The following is a 956-nucleotide window of genomic DNA, read 5'->3' on the forward strand; positions in this document are numbered from 1 at the left end:
CCCACCACCGGCCGGGCCGGACGCGGCGGAGTAGCCGGCGGAGCATCCCGCGGCTGCGGCCGCCGGGGTTGCGCACGTGCAGATCCCGGCGCGGGCGGCACGATCGGCTCCTCCGGTCGGCCGAGCACCGCGCGCTCCGCCGCCAGCACCGCCGCCCGCGTCCGGGCCTGCTCCCGCCTGTGCTCCGCCGCCCGCGTCCGGCACCCACCCGTCCGGCAGTACAGCCGCGGCCGCCCCACCACCGGATGCGGCCCCGGAATCGGCAGCCCACACCACCCACACCACCGCGCCCGCTCCGCCCTGCTCGCATCACTGTTCTGCACGTGCACATCATCCGGCTCCGCACCACACCTCTGGCACTTTCGACCGCCACACCTAGGCATCAGGACCCAACGGGTCCTCGCCCAGCTCCTCCCGCATCTCCGCTTGGGCGTCGGCCCACATGTCCCCCGCACCCGAGCAGTCCGAGCACAGGCAGTCGCCCGGACACCTCACCGGCACCCACAGCACGCCGTACTCCTGCGTCGGCTCGGCCCCACCCGCAACGTCATCGCTCGTACTCATGCCGGGATCAACGAGCGCCAGGAGCACGAGCCACGACACACACCTAGGCATTCTCAATTCGACGGGGCTTGCGCAGACTGACACAGTCGTGTCATAGTGAAGCGGTCGGCACAAGCTGACACAACCGCAAGGGAGATCATCATGGGCCTGTTCGGTGGCAAGAAGAACGACGACTCCTCCTCCTCCGAGGGGGTCAACTTCCAGGACCGGATGTACATGGGCTCGGCCGCCGTGTACGCCGCGATCGAGCGCGGCGAGATCCAGGGCGAGCAGGCCGTCCGGGACGCGCTGGAGCAGGCGCGGTACGACGCCAGCTGACGCCCCCTCGGCGGGGGGCCGGGCGGGGGCCCCCCCCCACCACCCCCCCGCGGGCCCCCAGCGCGGGGTGCGGT

2 protein-coding genes are annotated in these 956 nt (G+C 72.4%); one reads left to right on the forward strand and one right to left on the reverse strand.

Annotated features, from left to right (window positions below; translation table 11 throughout):
- Nucleotides 1–375: 375 nt before the first annotated feature.
- Nucleotides 376–564: a hypothetical protein gene (locus tag ACFC02_RS40600; RefSeq protein WP_376189705.1), complete on the reverse strand. Its 189-nt coding sequence runs from the start codon at nt 562–564 to the stop codon at nt 376–378.
- A 141-nt stretch (nt 565–705) separates the two neighbouring features.
- Here ACFC02_RS40600 and ACFC02_RS40605 point away from each other — a divergent pair, with 141 nt between their 5' ends.
- On the forward strand, nt 706–882 hold the full coding sequence (locus ACFC02_RS40605) for a hypothetical protein (protein WP_157028735.1): 177 nt from the start codon (nt 706–708) through the stop codon (nt 880–882).
- The last annotated feature ends 74 nt before the right edge of the window (nt 883–956 follow it).

Source organism: Streptomyces sp. NPDC056160 (genome assembly GCF_042268205.1).
Taxonomy (GTDB): Bacteria; Actinomycetota; Actinomycetes; order Streptomycetales; family Streptomycetaceae; genus Streptomyces.

Coding starts and splice junctions, on each gene's coding strand:
- ACFC02_RS40600 (WP_376189705.1), bottom strand. CDS start 564: ATGAGTACGAGCGATGACGTTGCGGGTGGGGCCGAGCCGACGCAGGAG.
- ACFC02_RS40605 (WP_157028735.1), top strand. CDS start 706: ATGGGCCTGTTCGGTGGCAAGAAGAACGACGACTCCTCCTCCTCCGAG.